Consider the following 15,561-nt stretch of genomic DNA (forward strand, 5'->3'; position numbering starts at 1 on the left):
GGAGGGCGCTGTCCTCCTCTGCGGCCAGAGCGGGGGTGTGTTGTTTCCTCCTCCCCCCCCCCCCCCCCCCCCCCCGGCCCGTTCCAGCCCCCGCTCTCGGGCCGTTCGCCGTGGTGGACTGTCCGGGTGCGAAACGACTCGGATCAAGACTCGCGCGGCGCCGAGGGCGAACGGCCGCCGCCCGGCAAGCCGTTGCTGCCGATCGAGGCCCGCCGTGCCGCGGCCTGGTGCGGGGTGCTCCTGCTGATCGTGGCCGTGCTGGCCCTCGGGGTGTGGCTGTGCGTCGTCCTGAGCGCCGCGGTCACGCCCGTGCTGCTGGCACTGCTCGGCAGCGCGCTGCTCGGGCCGCTCTACCGGCGGCTGGTGGCGATGAAACTCAACCGTTCGCTGGCGGCCGGGCTGACCTGCGCGGTCCTGGTGGTGGTGGTCGGCGGTGCCGGATACATCGTCGTCAGCGCGCTGGTGGACACCGGCGACCAGATCATCGCCTCGCTCAAGGACGCCGCCAAGGGCCTCTCCCAGCACTTCGGTACGGCCGGCACCTCACTGGACGACCTCGCCTCCAACGCCAAGGGGCTGGTCACCAAGTTCGGTGGCACCGCGGCCTCCGGGGTACTGGCGGGCGTCAGCATCGTCGGCCAGTTCCTTGCCGCCTCGGTGCTCGCCCTGCTGCTGACCTTCTTCTTCCTGCGCGACTCCGACAAGGCCGTACGCGCCCTGCACGACTGGGCGCCCGGCAAGTCCGCACCCCAGCTGGAGCGGATGGCCCGCCGCGGCTTCCAGTCCATCGAGGGCTTTATGCGCGGCACCACCTTCATCGCGCTGATCGACGCCCTCTGCATCACCGTCGGACTGCTGATCCTCCAGGTGCCGGGCGCCGTCGGGCTGGGCGCGCTGGTCTTCGTCGGCGCCTATATCCCCTACCTCGGTGCGTTCATCTCGGGGGCGGTGGCGATCCTGGTGGCCTTCGCGGACCGCGGCTTTGTGATCGCGCTGTGGGCGCTCGGCGTCGTGCTGGCGGTGCAGGTGCTGGAGGGCCATGTGCTGCAGCCGATGATCCAGAGCCGCACGGTCCAGATGCATCCGGCGAGCGTGATGCTGGCGATCACCGCGGGCGCCAGCGTCGGCGGCATCCTCGGCATGCTGCTGTCCGTCCCGCTGACCGCGGCCGCCACCGGCGTGCTGCACGAGCTGCGCAAGCACTACGCGGCGGGCTCGGACTCCGACTCCGACGCGGGCTCCGGCGACACCGGGCCGGCCGCCTCCCCCGCGTCCTCGTAGAGCTCGAACCACGTCGACTTGCCGTCCCCGCGCGGGTCCACGCCCCAGGCCCCGGCCAGCAGCTCCAGCAGCACCAGCCCGCGCCCCGAGGACGCCAGCTCGCCGGGGCTGCGGCGGTGCGGCAGCTCATCGCTGCTGTCGGAGACGTCGACGCGGATCCGCCGGGCGCCCCGGGGGCCGGAGATCTCGGCGACCAGCAGCGCATCGCCGTCGGTGTGCATCAGCACATTGGTGACGACCTCGGAGACCATCAGCACCGCCGAGTCGACCTGGTCGGCGTCGGCCCAGTCGTGGAGCACGTCGCGGACCTGCCGGCGCGCCTCGGCTATCCGCTGCGGCTCGGCCTGGGCGACGGCGAGCACGGTGCGCCGTACGGGCCGCTGGGCCAGCGGGCCGCCGGTGCCCACCCCGCAGCTGGCGGCCTCGCGGCTGAGCAGCAGTACGGCGATGTCGTCCTCGCGGCGGTCCACCAGCGGTCCGGTGGTGTGGTGCGAGGACGGGCCGTGTACGGCCTGGACCAGGGCGTCGGCCAGCCGTTCCAGGCTCTTGTCGTCCTCGCCGACCTCATGCGCCTCGATGATGTCGCGCAGCCGGGCCCAGCCGGTCTCCAGATCATGGCCGCCGGTCTCGATCAGCCCGTCGGTGCACACCACCATGGTCTCGCCGGGCTCCAGGACGAGCCGGGTGGTGGGGTAGTCGGTGTCCGGGACGATGCCCAGCGGCAGCCCGCCCGCGGTGGGCCGGACCAGCATCGTGCCGTCGCTCAGGCGGATCGCCGGATCGGGGTGGCCGGCCCGCGCGATGTCCAGCAGTCCGGTCGCCGGATCCACCTCGATGTACAGGCAGGTCGCGAAGCGCTGGTCCTCGCCGTCGCCGCGCAGTGCGGTCTCGTTGATCCCGGCCAGAAAGCGGGAGGCGCGCGAGAGCACCGCATCGGGATGGTGGCCTTCGGAGGCGTAGGCGCGCAGGGCGATCCGCAGCTGCCCCATCAGGCCCGCGGCCCGCACGTCGTGCCCCTGGACGTCCCCGATGACCAGCGCGATCCGCCCGGACGGCAGCGGGATCATGTCGTACCAGTCACCGCCGACCTCCAGCCCGCCGCCGGTCGGTACGTAGCGGGCGGCGACCGTCATCCCCGGGATGTCGGGCTGCACTGTCGGCATCATGCTGCGCTGCAGCCCCAGCGCCAGCTCCTGCTGCTCCTCCTGCACGCCGGCCCTGGCCAGCGCCTGGGCCAGCATCCGGGCCACGGTGGTGAGCACCGAGCGTTCGTCGGGCGTGAAGGCGACCGGCTGGGCGAACCCGGCCATCCAGGCGCCGATCGTCCGGCCCGCGTTGACCAGGGGCAAAAACGCCCACGACGTACGGCCGAAGCGGGCGGCCAGCGGCCAGGTGGCCGGGTAGCGGCGGCTGTAGTCCTCGGGTGTGGGCAGATAGATGGCCCGCCCGGTGCGGATGACCTCGGCGGCCGGGTAGTCGGTCTCCAGCGCCATGTTGAGGAAGGGCTTCTCGTCGCCGGGGCGGTGGCCGTGGTGGCCGATGACCGAGATCCGGTCGCCCTCGATGCCGAAGACCGCCAGGCCGTCGGGCATGAAGCCGGGCATGGACAGCCCGGCCGCCACCCGCAGCACCTCGGCCGTGGACCGCGCCTCGGCCAGTGCCCGCCCCGCGTCCAGCAGAAAGGCCTCGCGGGAGCGGCGCCAGTCGCCGGTTATCGGGGTGATCGGGGCGGAGGTGCCGGGCTGCGGCTCGGGCACCTCCTGGAGCGTGCCGACCAGTTCGAGGCCGCCGTCGACGACCCGGGGGCGGGCGCGGGTGCGGACGATGCGCTGCACCCGCCCGCGCTCGTCCACGATGCGCAGCCGGGCCTCGGCGAGGGTCTCCTCGGACACCGCGAGCTGGATCACCCCGTTGATCTCGGCGAAGTCGACGGGATGAAAACGGGAGCGCACGGCGGCCTCGCTCAGCTCCGCCGGCGCGTCGGGGAGCCCGAGCAGCCGGGCCGCCTCGGCATCGAGGGTCACCCGTCCCGATGCGTTGTCCCAGCGCCACAGGCCGGTCGCGAGGGCGGCCAGGAGGTCCTTGGTGCGCATTGCATCACTTTATGTGTGTTTGGCGGAGGTCGACCAGCGAGCGGAACGTGACCGTCGTCCCAGCCGGGGGCGCCCGCCTCGGCCCGGCGAAGCACTGATGCGTATATGTCAACGAAGGGGCGGGGGCCGGGACGGTAACCTGGAGCGGTTATGTCAATCCTGGGGTGGCCTTTCGGGTGACCGCCGGGGAGAGCGACCGGGCGTACGAGCCCGTGTTCCGATCCCTCTCCTCCGCTCCCGTCAACTCCTCACCTCGACACTCGCGACGACTTGGATGAGCGATGCACCGGTACCGGTCCCATAACTGCGGCGAGCTCCGAGCCGCGGACGTCGACACGGACGTCCGCCTCAGCGGCTGGCTGCACAATCGTCGTGACCTGGGCGGCATCCTCTTCATCGATCTGCGCGACCACTACGGTCTCGTGCAGCTCGTCGCCCGCCCCGGCACCCAGGCCGCCGAGGCGCTGGACAAGCTGACGAAGGAGACGGTCGTCCGCGTCGACGGCAGGGTCGTCTCGCGCGGCGCCGAGAACGTCAACCCGGAGCTGCCCACCGGCGAGATCGAGATCGAGGCCACCGAGGTCGAGGTCCTGGGCGCGGCTCAGCAGATCCCCTTCACGATCAACGCCGACGACGGCGTCAACGAGGAGCGGCGCCTGGAGTACCGCTTCCTCGACCTGCGCCGCGAGCGGATGCACCGCAACATCATGCTGCGCTCGGCGGTCATCGCGTCCATCCGCCACAAGATGACGACCCTCGGCTTCAACGAGATGGCGACGCCGATCCTCAGCGCCACGTCTCCGGAGGGCGCACGCGACTTCGTGGTGCCCTCCCGCCTCCACCCGGGCAAGTTCTACGCGCTGCCGCAGGCCCCCCAGCAGTTCAAGCAGCTGCTGATGATCTCGGGCTTCGACCGCTACTTCCAGATCGCCCCGTGCTTCCGGGACGAGGACGCCCGCGCGGACCGCTCGCCGGGCGAGTTCTACCAGCTCGACATCGAGATGTCCTTCGTCGAGCAGGAGGACGTCTTCCAGCCCGTCGAGAAGCTGATGACCGAGCTCTTCGAGGAGTTCGGCAACGGCCGCCACGTCACCTCTCCCTTCCCGCGCATCCCGTTCCGCGAGGCGATGCTCAAGTACGGCTCCGACAAGCCGGACCTGCGCGCCCAGCTGGAACTGGTCGACATCACCGACGTCTTCGCGGACTCGGCGTTCAAGGCCTTCGCCGGCAAGCACGTCCGTGCGCTGCCGGTGCCGGCCGTGCAGGACCAGCCGCGCAAGTTCTTCGACCAGCTCGGCGAGTACGCGATCCAGCACGGCGCCAAGGGCCTGGCCTGGGTGCGCGTCGGTGCGGACGGCGCGCTGACCGGCCCGATCGCCAAGTTCCTGACCGAAGAGAACATCAAGGTGCTCACCGAGCGCCTCGGCCTGGAGGCGGGCCACGCGGTCTTCTTCGGCGCCGGCGACTTCGACGAGGTCTCGAAGATCATGGGCGCGGTGCGCGTCGAGGCCGCGAAGCGGGCCGGCCACTTCGAGGAGAACGTCTTCCGCTTCTGCTGGATCGTCGACTTCCCGATGTACGAGCGGGACGAGGAGACCGGCAAGATCGACTTCTCCCACAACCCCTTCTCCATGCCGCAGGGCGGTATGAAGGACCTGGAGGAGAAGGACCCGCTGGACATCCTGGGCTGGCAGTACGACATCGTCTGCAACGGCGTCGAGCTGTCCTCCGGCGCGATCCGGAACCACGAGCCGGACATCATGATCAAGGCCTTCGAGATCGCGGGCTACGACCGTGAGACCGTCGAGGAGAAGTTCGCGGGCATGCTGCGCGCCTTCCGCTTCGGCGCCCCGCCGCACGGCGGTATCGCCCCCGGCGTCGACCGCATCGTCATGCTGCTCGCGGACGAGCCGAACATCCGCGAGACCATCGCGTTCCCGCTGAACGGCAACGCGCAGGACCTGATGATGGGTGCGCCGACGGAGCTGGAAGAGGTACGGCTCAAGGAGCTGCACCTGAACGTCCGCAAGCCGCAGGTGAAGTAGGCGTCACCGGCGAGGCCGGGCCTCGAACAACCCGCTGAGGGTGGTGTTTCACGTGAAACACCACCCTCAGCGCGTGTGAGCCGGGTGCTCCAACCGCACCACACGTGTGGCCGGGTTCTTGCACCGCACGCAGGGTGGTGCTCATGCAGCAAGCCAGCCTCCTCCCCCGTGCGCCCGGTCTCGTCTCACGGCCCCGTACGGCGCACTTCGCCCAGGTCCGCGACCTGCCCTGGCTCATCGCCCTGGCCGTCGTCTTCACCGCCGGCCAGCTCTACCTCGCCCTCACCACGCCCGGCCTGGGATGGGACGAGACGGTCTATGTCAGCCAGGTCGACGCCCACGCCCCGGCCGCGTTCTTCAGTGCCCCGCGCGCCCGCGGCGTCACCCTCCTCCTCGCCCCGGCCGCCGTCCTGACGACATCGGCCACCGCCCTGCACTGCTACCTCGCGGTGCTCTCCGGCGCCGCGTTCCTGCTCACCCTGTGCCTCTGGCGGCGTCTGCTGCCCGCTCCCGTTCCGGCCCTGGGCGGCGCACTGTTCGCCGGTCTGTGGGTCACGCTCTTCTACGGCCCGCAGGTGATGCCCAACCTGTGGACCGGCTACGCCGCACTCGTCGCCACCGGCTGCTTCCTGCTGGCCGTACGCCAGCCGTCGGCACAGCTGGCTCCGCAGGCCGGGCGGGGCGCGGCGGTGGGCCTCGCCGCCGCGGTGGCCCTGGCCGCGCTGATGCGCCCCCTCGACGGGGTGTGGCTGGCCCTGCCGCTGTTCGCCGCGGCGGTGTGTGTGCCGGCTTGGCGGCGCTCGACCGTGCTGCTGGCGATCCCGGCCGGTCTCGCCCTCGGGTGCGCCGAGTGGGTCGTGGAGGCGTATGTGTCCTACGGCGGGCTGGTGGAGCGGCTGCGCCAGGCCGGGGGGATCCAGGGCGGTCTGGGCTGGCACCCGTCCTTCGGCGACCACGCACGGGCGCTGCAGGGAAAGACGCTCTGTCGCCCCTGCGACCTGGACTGGACGTACCCGGTGACGGCGGTCTGGTGGTGCGCGCTGCCGCTGGCGGTCGCCGGGGCGGTCTGGGCGTCGGCCCGCGCCCGCGAGCCCGGCGGCACGCTGCACCGGTACGGGCCGGTCTGGCCGACGCCGCGCGGCCGCGAGCCCGGCGGTCGTCGCGACCTCGGACTGGAGCCCGTGCGGATGGACACCTTCGGGCTGCATCCCCTCCGGGCGGTCGGCCTCGGGCTCGACGGCGCGCTGCAGCCGCATGCGCCGGTCTGGCCACCGAGCCTGCGCGACCCCGGCGGCGCGCGACACCGCTACGGTCCGGGCCCCATCGCCCTCCCGGCACTGGTCGGCCTCTGCCTCGCCGCCCCCTACCTGCTGACGGTGGACTACGCCGCGCCGCGCTTCCTGCTGCCCGCCTACGCGCTGCTGATGCTGCCCGCCGCGTGGTTCTTGTACTGGATGACGCTGCTGCCCCGCCGCCGGCACACCTGGGCGGTGGCCGTGCTGGTCATCGCGCTGCTCGGCCACGAGGCGATGCAGCTGGCGATCCTGCACAAGATGCAGCGGGGAACCGTACGCGCGCAGGCCGACATCGGCCGGATCGGCGACACGCTGCGCGCCGCCGGCGTACGGCCGCCGTGCGCGGTGAGCGGCCAGGAAGCGGTACGGGTGGCGTACCAGCTCGGCTGCGCCTCCCGGCAACCCGGCGGGCACGACGCCAGCATCACCCCCGCCGCTCTGACCCGGCTGGGCGCCCGCAGCCCCGCCGCCGTCGTCCTGACCGCCGGCGAGGCGCTGCCGGGCTACGCCCGCGGCTGGCGCCCGGTCCGTCTCCCCCCGACGCCGGGCCTGAAGCGGCTGAACGCCTACGTGTCCCCGGCGGCCCGGCCCTGAGCGGGCGCCGCGCCTCCCGGCGAGCGGCCGCCCCGCCTACGCGCGCGCCCGCCCGGCCCCAAGGACCGGACGGGCGCGCGTATGCCGAACTCGTCCCTGCCGACCACACGGCCGGGCTCTCGACGCTGCCGTGCTCAGTGCACCGCCGTGCCTACTGCTCCGCGCCGCCGAAGCGCTCGCGGTAGGACTCCAGGTCCTCTTCGGTGATCTTCGCGAAGAGCACCGGCGGCACCGTGAACGGGACCCCGGCCGGCACCGAGGCCAGCGCCTTCGCCTCGTCCCGCGAGACCCACACCGCGGTGTCGTTCTCCAGCGCGAACGCGCCCCGCATCGCCTTCGCCGTCGCCGGGATGAAGGGCTCGGAGACCACCGCGTACAGATGGATCAGGTTCATCGCGGTGCGCAGCGTCAGCGCCGCAGCGTCCTTGTCGGTCTTGATCTCCAGCCACGGGGCCTTCTCCTCCAGGTAGGAGTTGCCCGCGCTCCACAGGGCGCGCAGCGAGGCGGCCGCCTTGCGGAACTGCAGGGCCTCCATGTGGCCCTCGTACTCCGCCAGCAGCCCGGCGATCTCCTCGCCCAGCTTCTGCTCCGCGGCCCCGGCCTCGGCGCCCGCAGGCACCTCGTCGCCGAAGCGCTTACGGGAGAACGACAGCACCCGGTTGACGAAGTTGCCGAGGGTGTCCGCCAGGTCCTTGTTGACGGAGGACGCGAAGAGCTCCCAGGTGAAGGAGGTGTCGTCCGACTCGGGGGCGTTGGCGATCAGGAAGTAGCGCCAGTAGTCGGCCGGCAGCAGCTCCAGCGCCGCGTCCGTGAAGATGCCGCGCCGCTGGGAGGTGGAGAACTTCCCGCCGTAGTAGTTGAGCCAGTTGAAGGCCTTGAGGAAGTCGACCTTCTTCCAGGGCTCGCGGGTCCCCAGCTGCGTCGCCGGGAACATCACGGAGTGGAACGGGACGTTGTCCTTGGCCATGAACTCCGTGTAGCGGACGTCATCGGCCTCGTACCACCACGACTTCCAGTCGCGCTCCTCGGGCGCGACGTCCGCCCACTCCTTCGTCGAGCCGATGTACTCGATCGGGGCGTCGAACCAGACGTAGAAGACCTTGCCCTCGGCTGCCAGCTCCGGCCACACATCGGCCGGCACCGGAACGCCCCAGTCCAGGTCACGGGTGATCGCCCGGTCCTGGAGGCCCTCCGTCAGCCACTTGTGCGCGATGGAGGAGGCGAGCGTCGGCCACTCCTTGCTGCCGTTGCCCTCCAGCCAGCCCTCGACCTCGTGCTGCAGCTTCGACTGGAGCAGGAAGAGGTGCTTGGTCTCGCGCACTTCGAGGTCACCGCTGCCGCTGATCGCCGAGCGGGCGTCGATCAGGTCGGTCGGGTCCAGCACCCGGGTGCAGTTCTCGCACTGGTCGCCGCGCGCCTTGTCGTAGCCGCAGTGCGGGCAGGTGCCGACGATGTAGCGGTCGGGCAGGAAGCGGTCGTCGGTGACCGAGAAGACCTGGCGGATCGCCCGCTCCTCGATGAAGCCGTTCTCGTGCAGCTTGCGCGCGAAGTGCTGGGTCAGCTCGACGTTCTCGTGGGACGAGCTGCGCCCGAAGTGGTCGAATTCCAGGCCGAAGCCCTCGTAGATCGCCTTCTGCTTGTCGTGCTGCTCCGCGCAGAAGGCGTCGACGGACTGGCCCGCCTCCTTGGCCGCCAGCTCGGCGGGCGTCCCGTGCTCGTCCGTCGCGCAGATGTAGAGCACGTCGTGCCCGCGCTGCCGCAGATACCGGGAGTAGACGTCCGCCGGGAGCATGGACCCCACCATGTTGCCCAGGTGCTTGATCCCGTTGATATACGGAAGGGCGCTGGTGATGAGGTGTCGAGCCATTGCCGGCTGCTCCCAAGTCGCTACGGTGAGTGATGATTTGCTTTACGGAACGTCAATATCGTACTGGACGGGTCGGGGGCTCCGGCGCGGGCTTTTCGGGGAGCGCGGAGGCGGCGCCGGGCGCCTTCACCATCGTCCCGGCGACCAGGGCGGCGACCAGCATGATCACCGACCCGGCCCCGATGGCCGCGGTGAATCCGTGCACCACCCCGTCCTTGACCAGGCCCTCCCGGACCGCCGGGGGGAGCTGCTGCCCCGCGCTCCCGCGGGCCGCCTCGGCCAGCCGGTCCGCGAGATACGCCGCGCTCGCCGACGTGGCGATCGTGTTCAGCAGCGCCGTACCGATCGAACCACCGACCTGCTGTGCCGTGTTGACCGTCGCGGACGTGACGCCGGAGTCCTGCCGCGCGACCCCCGTCGTGGCCGTCGCCATCACCGGCATGAACGTCAGCCCCATCCCCAGCCCGACGAGGAGTTCCGCCGGCAGGACATGGGAGACATACGCCGGCCGGGCCGTCACGAACGTCAGCGTGAACAGCCCCGCGGCGGCGAGCAGCGCACCCGGAACCATCAGGAACCGCGGCGGGACGCGATGCAGCAGCCGCGCCGATATCTGCGTCGACCCGACCACGATCGCCGCCACCATCGGAAGGAAGGCCAGTCCGGCCCTGACCGGCGAATATCCGAGCACGGTCTGGAAGTAATAGGTGAGGAAGAGGAACGTCCCGAACATCGCGACCACCGCCAGCGCCATGGTCAGGAACGCGCCGCCGCGATTGGTGTCCCGCACGATGCGCAGCGGCAGCAGGGGATGCCGCGCCCGCGTCTGCCACCACGCGAAGACGGCCAGCAGCGCCGCGCCCCCCGCCAGCATCCCCACGACCAGTCCGTCGCCCCACCCCCGCGGCTGCGCCTCACCGCACCCGTAGACGATCGCCACCAGGCCGCCGCACCCCAGCACGGCACCCGGTACGTCCAGGAAGACCCGCTTTCGCTCCGGCCGGCCCCGCAGAAACACCGCCGCTCCCGTGAGGGCCACCAGGGCGACCGGCACATTCACATACAGACACCAGCGCCAGTCCAGGTACTCGGTCAGCAGCCCACCCGCGATCAGCCCGATGACCGCGCCGCCACCCGCGATGGCCCCGTATATCCCGAAGGCCTTGCTGCGCTCCTTGCCCCGGGGGAACGTCGTGGTCAGCAGCGACAACGCGGACGGCGCCAGCAGCGCCGCGAACGCCCCCTGCAGCGCCCGCGCCCCGAACAGCAGCCCGGAGCCGGTGGCCGCCCCGCCCAGCCCCGACGCGACGGCGAACCCCACCAGCCCGATCATGAACGTGCGCTTCCGCCCCACGAGATCGGCGATCCGCCCGCCGAGCAGCAGCAGCCCGCCGAACGCGAGGGTGTACGCGGTGATCACCCACTGCCGGTTGGCATCCGACATCCCCAGGGCCCGCTGGGCCGACGGCAGCGCGATGTTCACGATGGTCGCGTCCAGCACCACCATCAACTGCGCCGTCGCGATCACCACCAGCGCCCACCAGCGCCGGAGGTCGGGCTCCGCCGACGCGGCCCATCTGGGCGTCCCGGATCCGGGAGGCGGCGCGGCACCTCCCGCTCCGCGCAGGTGCTTCACGCATTCAGCCTAGGGAGCGGGGACACGGCTCGCCTGCTGTGCCGCCGCTGCCGTGGTCTCGGTGAAAGCGTCGGCCGCGGCGGGCCGTGGGGCCCGGCCGCGGCCGGTGGGGTGCTGGTGGCGGAGCCCGCGGGTCAGTTGTCCTTGAGGACGCCGGCGGTGCGGGCCTCGGTGAGCCACTCGGGGAACTCGACCATCAGCTGCTGGTAGAGCTCGTCGTGGGAGAGGCTGCGCGGGTCGCGGCCGGCGTGGAAGAAGCCGGCGTTGTCGACGGCGCGCTTCTCCGGGACGGCCAGGTCGTCGAGCTTGCGGAGGAAGTCGAAGCCCTTGGCTTCCGGGTCGCCGAAGCCGATGAACTGCCAGAAGATGGGGAGTTCGGCGGCCTCGCACAGGGCCCGCTCGGCGGCCGGCTTGGAGGTCGGGGCGCCGTCGGTCTGGAAGATGACGAAGGCCGGGGCGGTGCTGCCGGACTTCTTGTAGTGCTCGACGACGGCGTTGACGGCCCAGTGGTAGTTCGTGCGGCCCATGTGGCCGAGGCCGGCGTGCAACTCCTCGATGCGGCCCTCGTAGTTGGTGAGGTCGATCTCGGCGGTGCCGTCGACGTCGGTGGAGAAGAAGACGACGGGGACGGTGGCGTCGTCGTCGAAGTTGGCGGCGAGGCCGAGGGCCTGTTCGGCGAGGTTCTGGACCGTGCCGTCCTTGTAGTAGTTGCGCATCGAGCCGGAGCGGTCGAGGACCAGGTAGACGGCGGCGCGCTGGGTGGCGAGGCCGTGCTTCTCCAGCGTGGTGCCGGCGGACTTGTAGAGGCTGACCAGGCCGGGGGCGGTGGCGGCCAGGGAGCTCTCGGTGTCCTTGGTGCCCGCGGGGCTCTTGGCGTCCTCGGTGCTCTCGGTGCCCTTGGCGTCCGCGGGGCTCTCGACGGCCTCGCTGGTCTCGGTGACCGCGTCCTTGGCGGGCTGGGGCTCGGCCTTGGCCTCGGCTTCGGCCTGCGGCTCCGGCTGGGGCTCAGGCTTCGGCTGGGCCTCCGGCTCCGGCGCGGCCTCGGCGGTCGGCTCCTCCTCCGGGACGGCCTCGCCCTTCGGCTCGTCCTCGGCCTCGGCGGGGGCCTCGGTCTTGGCCGCGGCCTCAGCGCCCTCCTTGGCCTCGTCCTGGGCCGGTGCGGACTCCGTGGCGGACTCCGCGGCGGACTCGGTGGGTGCCGGCGCCGACGGGCTCGGGTTGTCGAAGGCCCGGCTCACGAGTTCGGAGACGGTGTCGGCCTTGTCCACGGCAGCGGTGTCGGGCTCGTCGCCGGCCGCGTCCGCCGTGGGCTCCTCGTCGGCCTTGGCCGGCTCGGTCGCGGTGGGGGCGTCGCCGGCGGACTCCTCGCGTACGGACGGCGTCTCGGTCCGTACGGGCGTCTCCGCGCGGTCCACCGGGCTGCTCTGGGCCGGCAGGGTCGCGGTCGTCGGCGCCGGGCTCGGGGCCGGGGTCTCCGGGGGCGCCGTGCGGGCGGCGGGGACTTCGGCCTCCGGGGCGGGGGCCGGGGTGGCTTCCTCGCGGGCCTCGGGGATGGTCGCGGACTCCGGCTTGTCGGCCGTGCCGCTCGGGGCCGCGCCGGATTCTTCACGGGCCGCCTTGGAGCGACCGAAAGCGTTGCGCAGCAGACTCCGAATGCCCATCGGCGAACCTCTCTTGCGTGTGGTGGGTGCGGCGTATGTCCGTGAAGCACGGACATGTCCCTGACCAGGACGGATACGTAAGCGTAGCGGCCGGGACCGGCCTCATCGTGGGACCCCGCGCCTCGCGTGGTGGGCTATCCGGGCAGTATCGCGGGGGAGGGGGTTTCAGTCAGGCCGCCGGTGTCCTGGCTGTGGGGCATCCGCCCTGCGTACGGGGCTGAACGGTGGTCCGTGCGGGGCCCCGTACGGCGTGCCGGGCGGCCACTCGCCGGGGTCTGCCGCGGCTCCGGATTCACTGCCTGTTCACGTGTGCCGTCTCGCGGCGGCCGGATGGGGCTGTGGGGGACGGGGATGTGGAGGTGGCGAATGGGGAGCATGTTGGCCGAGTTGGGGGTTTTGGCGAAGTTAGTGAAGTTGGGGGAGTTGGTAGAAGTGGTGGGAGGTGGGGGAGTTGGCCGGAGTGGGGAGAGTGCACCTTCGCGCGACGCCCTCACATCACGCCCCGGAAACGAAGTGGCAAGAGCTGGGTAAGAACTGAGTCGTTCAGGTATCCGATGCGCAGGTGTGCCCGTCTCCTCCGGTGACCATTGTCCTGAGCCGCCCGTTGTGCCTAGGCGGCCAATAAGAAGGCAAGAACCCTTCCGAGGGTGACGGGAGATGTGGGCGCATGGGGCTGACCAGTCAGTCGCTCGAATACACGGTGGTCGTGCTGGCGGTGGCCTGCGTGGCCGCCACGGTGTGGCTCTGGCCCCGGCTGGCCAAGCGCGGGCTCCGCGCCGTACTGGGCAGGCTGGGCGCCATCGTGGTCACCCAGGTGTCGATCGTGTGCGCGCTCGCCCTCGCCGTGAATGCGAACTTCGAGTTCTACGGCAACTGGGACGAGCTGCTGGGCAACAACGAAGAGGCGCCGGTGTCCGTGAGCCAGGGCGGCGGGCAGTACGCCTCGGTCGGCAACCTCAAGGGCGGGCTGATCCAACCGGCGGGCCCGCAGGGTCTCGATCGGGTGACCGGTCTGCCCAAGGGGCCCGCCGACAAGGTGGGCAAGGTCGAGTCCGTACGGATCGTCGGGCGCCGCACCCGGGCCATCAACCCGGGCTTCATCTACCTGCCGCCGCAGTACTTCCAGGAGCAGTTCCGCCGGCAGCGGTTCCCCGTCATGGTCGTCATCAGCGGCTACCCCGGCGGGATCATGAACCTCGCGCAGCACCTCCAGGTGCCGCAGAACGCGGGCCGGCTGATCGCCCAGGGCAAGATGCAGCCGACGGTGATCGTGATGGTGCGGCCGACGATCGCGCCGCCGAGGGACACCGAGTGCGTGGACGTGCCGGGCGGTCCGCAGGCCGAGACGTTCTTCACCAAGGACCTGCCGGACGCCATGAAGTCGGCCTACCGGGTGGGCCGTGACCCCAGTGCCTGGGGCGCGTTCGGCTACTCGTCCGGTGGTACCTGCTCGCTGCAGCTGGCGATGCGCAACCCGAAGGTGTACACCTCGGCGGTCTCGCTCTCCGGGGACTACGCCATCAAGGACGACCTGACCACCGGCAGCCTCTTCGGCGCCGGCGCGGCGGGCGCCCAGCGGGAGCGCGAGCACGATCTGCTGTGGCGCCTGAAGAACCTGCCCGCGCCGCAGGTCTCCGCACTGGTCGCCAGCAGCCGCAAGGGTGAGGCGAACTACGGCCCCACCATGAAGTTCCTCCATGCGGCCAAGTCGCCGATGGCGGTCGACTCGATCATCCTGCCGCAGGGCAGCCACCAGTTCGCCACCTGGCGGCGGGAGGTCGTACCGGCCCTGGAGTGGCAGAGCCAGCAGCTGACGTTCCCGCAGGACACCGAGGCCATCGTCCCGCCGGGCAAGCAGGGGGCCAAGCCGGGGCAGGGCGGTGCGCCGGGCCAGGCGCCGACGACGTCCGAGGAGAGCGCCCGCCGCCGCGTGGAGGCGGAGCGCCCGCAGGGCTGACCGCACTCCGTAAAACCGCACTCCGTGAAACCGAACGCGGTCGGCTAAAGGGAAGACCCTCCTAGGCCGCCCGCGAGCGCCGGATGTTCACGAGCCCGGCCCACGTCCCCTGTGCGTGGGCCGGGCTCGCGCGTATCCGCTTGTGGCCTCGCCGACGGTCGGGGGCCGGTGGGCGCCGTCACTCCGGCCGGTAGACCATTCCCGGCTCGGGCTTCGCCGGGGAGAGCAGCTGGGAGACCGTGACGACCGTGTAGCCGCGCTTCTTCAGTTCCTTGAGGATGCCCGGGACGGCCGGCACGGTGCCCTGGTAGATGTCGTGCAGCAGGATGACGCCGTCGCGCTCGGTCTGTTCGAGCACCCGCTTGGTGATCAGGGCCGAGTCGTTGGTCTGGTAGTCCTTGGCGGTCACGCTCCACAGAACCTGTGCCAGCCCGAGGTCCTTGCTGATCTTGGAGACCTCCCCGTCGGTCCTGCCCTGCGGCGGGCGCATCAGCCGGGGCGTCTTGCCGGTGATCTTGCGGACCGCGTCCTGGAGGCGGGACAGTTCCCGCTTCGCCTCCTCGGGCGCTATCTCGGTCAGGATCTGGTGCGACCAGGTGTGGTTGGCCAGCTCATGGCCCTCGGCGTCGATCCGCTTCACCTCGGCCGGGCGCTTGGCGACATGGTTCTTGCCGAGCATGAAGAAGGTCGCGTGCACCTTCTCCTTCTTGAGGATGTCCAGCAGGCGGTCGGTGTTCTCGCTGGGGCCCGCGTCGAAGGTGAGCGCGACGCACTTGGCCTTGGCGCAGTCGACGCCGCCGGCCTCCGTGGCCTTTCCGTCGCTCCCCTTCCCCTCGCTCGCCTTCCCGTCCGTCGCCTTCCCCTCCGCCGCCGAGGCTTCGGCGCGGGCGTCGGCCGGCGCGGTGACGTCGTACGTGGCGCAGCCGCTGAGGGCCAGGACCAGGGACGTGGCGGCCAGCAGCCCGGCGGTGGACAGGCTGCGGGCCGTGGACTTCTGCTTCGGCATGCGGGTCTCTCTTCGGGCGCGGGGCGGTCGGCAAGGAGTCCGTGACCTGCGCTTTCGGGCATGGCGAGGCCGGCGCGCACAGGGGCGTGCCCTGCCGCGCCGACCACCGGTCGCACCGGTCCCATG

9 protein-coding genes are annotated in these 15,561 nt (G+C 71.5%); 4 read left to right on the forward strand and 5 right to left on the reverse strand.

The window, feature by feature from the left end:
• The first annotated feature begins 126 nt into the window (after positions 1-126).
• Positions 127-1,281 (forward strand): AI-2E family transporter, encoded by a 1,155-nt coding sequence (locus ACZ5XZ_RS10240; RefSeq protein WP_468976128.1) that lies wholly within the window; start codon positions 127-129, stop codon positions 1,279-1,281.
• Here the strand turns inward: ACZ5XZ_RS10240 and ACZ5XZ_RS10245 are convergent.
• A complete protein-coding gene (locus ACZ5XZ_RS10245; RefSeq protein WP_468976130.1) occupies positions 1,203-3,374 on the reverse strand; it encodes an ATP-binding SpoIIE family protein phosphatase in 2,172 nt (723 codons plus the stop codon). The two genes, ACZ5XZ_RS10240 and ACZ5XZ_RS10245, sit on opposite strands and share 79 nt — an antisense overlap.
• Positions 3,375-3,655: 281 nt before the next feature.
• Here ACZ5XZ_RS10245 and aspS point away from each other — a divergent pair, with 281 nt between their 5' ends.
• Both aspS and ACZ5XZ_RS10255 read left to right on the forward strand, forming a co-directional pair.
• Complete coding sequence (aspS, locus tag ACZ5XZ_RS10250; RefSeq protein ID WP_468976133.1) at positions 3,656-5,419, forward strand: aspartate--tRNA ligase; 1,764 nt, start codon at positions 3,656-3,658, stop codon at positions 5,417-5,419.
• A gap of 143 nt (positions 5,420-5,562) precedes the next feature.
• Positions 5,563-7,308 (forward strand): hypothetical protein, encoded by a 1,746-nt coding sequence (locus tag ACZ5XZ_RS10255; RefSeq protein ID WP_468976136.1) that lies wholly within the window; start codon positions 5,563-5,565, stop codon positions 7,306-7,308.
• Positions 7,309-7,459: 151 nt separating this feature from the next.
• Here ACZ5XZ_RS10255 and metG read toward each other — a convergent pair whose 3' ends face one another.
• The 3 genes from metG to ACZ5XZ_RS10270 form a co-directional block, all read right to left on the reverse strand.
• Positions 7,460-9,175 carry a methionine--tRNA ligase gene (gene metG, locus ACZ5XZ_RS10260; protein ID WP_468976138.1) on the reverse strand — a complete coding sequence of 572 codons (1,716 nt, stop codon included), beginning with the start codon at positions 9,173-9,175 and terminating at the stop codon, positions 7,460-7,462.
• 52 nt (positions 9,176-9,227) lie between these two features.
• Positions 9,228-10,706: an MFS transporter gene (locus ACZ5XZ_RS10265; RefSeq protein ID WP_468976605.1), complete on the reverse strand. Its 1,479-nt coding sequence runs from the start codon at positions 10,704-10,706 to the stop codon at positions 9,228-9,230.
• A 239-nt stretch (positions 10,707-10,945) separates the two neighbouring features.
• Positions 10,946-12,472, reverse strand: coding sequence for a vWA domain-containing protein (locus tag ACZ5XZ_RS10270; protein WP_468976140.1), 1,527 nt, complete (start codon positions 12,470-12,472; stop codon positions 10,946-10,948).
• Positions 12,473-13,139: 667 nt separating this feature from the next.
• Here ACZ5XZ_RS10270 and ACZ5XZ_RS10275 point away from each other — a divergent pair.
• Positions 13,140-14,429, forward strand: coding sequence for an alpha/beta hydrolase (locus ACZ5XZ_RS10275; RefSeq protein ID WP_468976143.1), 1,290 nt, complete (start codon positions 13,140-13,142; stop codon positions 14,427-14,429).
• A 178-nt stretch (positions 14,430-14,607) separates the two neighbouring features.
• On the opposite strand, the gene ACZ5XZ_RS10280 is transcribed toward ACZ5XZ_RS10275, so the two are convergent.
• Positions 14,608-15,435 (reverse strand): polysaccharide deacetylase family protein, encoded by an 828-nt coding sequence (locus tag ACZ5XZ_RS10280; RefSeq protein WP_468976145.1) that lies wholly within the window; start codon positions 15,433-15,435, stop codon positions 14,608-14,610.
• Positions 15,436-15,561 lie beyond the last annotated feature (126 nt).

This window comes from Streptomyces sp. NPDC033270 (assembly GCF_055576575.1).

What these genes read in the sequence shown, in the direction of transcription:
- ACZ5XZ_RS10245 (WP_468976130.1), bottom strand. Translation starts at nt 3,374, where the DNA reads ATGCGCACCAAGGACCTCCTGGCCGCCCTCGCGACCGGCCTGTGGCGC.
- aspS (WP_468976133.1), top strand. Translation starts at nt 3,656, where the DNA reads ATGCACCGGTACCGGTCCCATAACTGCGGCGAGCTCCGAGCCGCGGAC.
- ACZ5XZ_RS10255 (WP_468976136.1), top strand. Translation starts at nt 5,563, where the DNA reads ATGCAGCAAGCCAGCCTCCTCCCCCGTGCGCCCGGTCTCGTCTCACGG.
- metG (WP_468976138.1), bottom strand. Translation starts at nt 9,175, where the DNA reads ATGGCTCGACACCTCATCACCAGCGCCCTTCCGTATATCAACGGGATC.
- ACZ5XZ_RS10270 (WP_468976140.1), bottom strand. Translation starts at nt 12,472, where the DNA reads ATGGGCATTCGGAGTCTGCTGCGCAACGCTTTCGGTCGCTCCAAGGCG.
- ACZ5XZ_RS10275 (WP_468976143.1), top strand. Translation starts at nt 13,140, where the DNA reads ATGGGGCTGACCAGTCAGTCGCTCGAATACACGGTGGTCGTGCTGGCG.
- ACZ5XZ_RS10280 (WP_468976145.1), bottom strand. Translation starts at nt 15,435, where the DNA reads ATGCCGAAGCAGAAGTCCACGGCCCGCAGCCTGTCCACCGCCGGGCTG.